The following is a 1,950-nucleotide window of genomic DNA, read 5'->3' on the forward strand; positions in this document are numbered from 1 at the left end:
AGGACGGAAGTCACTGTCGTTCTCAAAATCGGTGGAGCTGCATGACAAGGTCATCGGGCATTATCTGAACATAAAACACTATCAGTAAGTTGGAGTCATTACCTCGGTATCAATGATTTTCGGAGAAACAAATATTTTGATAACGAAATAAGTAACCATAATTAAAACAACGAAAAAGCTGATAAGAAGGAGGGTAACCCGCCCCTGTGTGGTTTTCCACGTCATAATAGTATTGTCTCGTTCTGTTGGGATGGCTGATATAACGACTTTTGTCAGGATTTCTTTAATCTAAAACGATACAGAAAAATAAATCTTTAACCATATGAGTCAAATAGCTAACATACAGCGAGCTCATCAGCCCATTTAGTGGCTTTCTGCATTGTTTCTATAACAGAGAACTCAGAGATATTCAGTGTTCTGCATATTTCAGCTGTCTCTTCCCAGCTAAGCTTCTCATAACACAAAGAAAGATTAAGTATGTCAAAAAGCTCGCCTTTATGCAGGCAAAGAGCATCGGCGACATTTCCGGGAACCGATATCTGTTGAATTAAATCATCCATGGGCTGCTCGAGAATAACATCCAGCAAAGAAAACAAACCACAAACAAACGCGTTATAGGATAATGAAGCGAGGTTTAATTTCCCGGCAATTAATTCACAAAATTTTCCACGAACCATACTCAGATGATAAAGTTCGCTGACACCCGAAACCCCGATGCTGGAAAGAGCAGCCACCGAAACAAAACGGCGGATTTCGTTATACCCCAGATACATCAGCATTTCTTTCAGAGTAAGTTCCCCTGACGGAGTAATACCGTGTGATTTGAACAGCATGTTTTTTACATAACGCATTATTTTATATGATAAAGTCAGGTCATTTTTCAGTAATCGCTCAAGCACGGTAAAGTCCGGGCTTTCCCTGTTAACTTCCATCATCAGGCTGGAAAGCGCCATCGGATTCTGAGAAAGGCATTTGTTTCGGATGATCTCCGGTCTGCTGAAGAAAAACCCCTGAAAAAGAACAAATCCGGCCTGGCTGTAAAGCTCAAACTCTTCTCTTGTTTCAACTTTTTCAGCCAGAAATTTTATGCCGTGAAGCAAGTGCTTTTTCTCGGTGAGATAGCGATCAATCTCATGGTAAGTTTTTTCCCGAACATCAAATTTAATGACCGAAATATATCTCATAAACCGGTCCCAGGCGCTGTCCAGCGTGAAATCATCAAGTGCCAGCTGATAGCCATTGTCGTGAAGTTCCCTGACCGCCAGGAAAAGCTCGTCATCAGGAATGGCATCCTCAAGGATCTCTATAACCACTTTATCATTCGGCAAGGTATCGCCAAGCCCGCTGATTATCATCCGGTGCGGAACATTGATAAATGAGCTGTGATTGTCAGCGATGCGGGGAATCGGAATGCATAAAAACTGGTCGGAAATCATCCTGGAAGTTGCATATTCAGGCGAAACATCGGGAAAAGAATTCTTCATTCCGACCCTGAAAAGCAATTCATATGCGACGGTCTGCATTTTCCTGTCAAAAATAGGCTGTCGCGCAATAAATGAATACATATTCAGGTCTCCAGGTCAGCATTATAATTTTTTGAAATTTAACCTTTCTATGCTTATAACATGCAAAACTGGCGATTAGTTTGATCTGGAGCACAACTCGGGGCACAAAGAAACCGGGAAGATGCGACATCACCATTCCCGACCAATAGGATTCATCACTGGGGTAATGCTGCCAACTTACTGATTTAGTGTATGATGGTGATTTTAAGGTGCTTGCGTGGCTTCCATTTCCTTCAGATGTCCTTCCTGCTCCGCTACTGAAGGCGTGGTGCGTAACGGCAAAAGCACTGCAGGACATCAGCGCTATCTCTGCTCTCATTGCCGTAAAACATGGCAACTACAGTTCACTTACACCGCCTCTCAGCCCGGTACGCACCAGAAAATC

The 1,950-nt window shown here is 42.8% G+C and carries 3 protein-coding genes; 2 read left to right on the plus strand and 1 reads right to left on the minus strand.

What is annotated here, in order from left to right; translation table 11 throughout:
- A partial coding sequence (locus KCR01S_RS23510) for an IS1 family transposase (protein ID WP_019725062.1) occupies positions 1-88 on the plus strand: 88 nt, incomplete at its 5' end.
- Positions 89-335: 247 nt separating this feature from the next.
- Here KCR01S_RS23510 and KCR01S_RS23515 read toward each other — a convergent pair.
- Positions 336-1,565: an EAL and HDOD domain-containing protein gene (locus tag KCR01S_RS23515; RefSeq protein ID WP_044597283.1), complete on the minus strand. Its 1,230-nt coding sequence runs from the start codon at positions 1,563-1,565 to the stop codon at positions 336-338.
- Between the two features lie 217 nt (positions 1,566-1,782).
- Here KCR01S_RS23515 and KCR01S_RS24785 point away from each other — a divergent pair.
- Positions 1,783-1,950 (plus strand): IS1 family transposase (locus KCR01S_RS24785; RefSeq protein ID WP_072277231.1); only part of this gene is annotated, 168 nt, incomplete at its 3' end.

The organism is Kluyvera cryocrescens NBRC 102467 (genome assembly GCF_001571285.1).
GTDB classification, from domain to species: Bacteria; Pseudomonadota; Gammaproteobacteria; order Enterobacterales; family Enterobacteriaceae; genus Kluyvera; species Kluyvera cryocrescens.

Coding starts and splice junctions, on each gene's coding strand:
- KCR01S_RS23515 (WP_044597283.1), bottom strand. CDS start 1,565: ATGTATTCATTTATTGCGCGACAGCCTATTTTTGACAGGAAAATGCAG.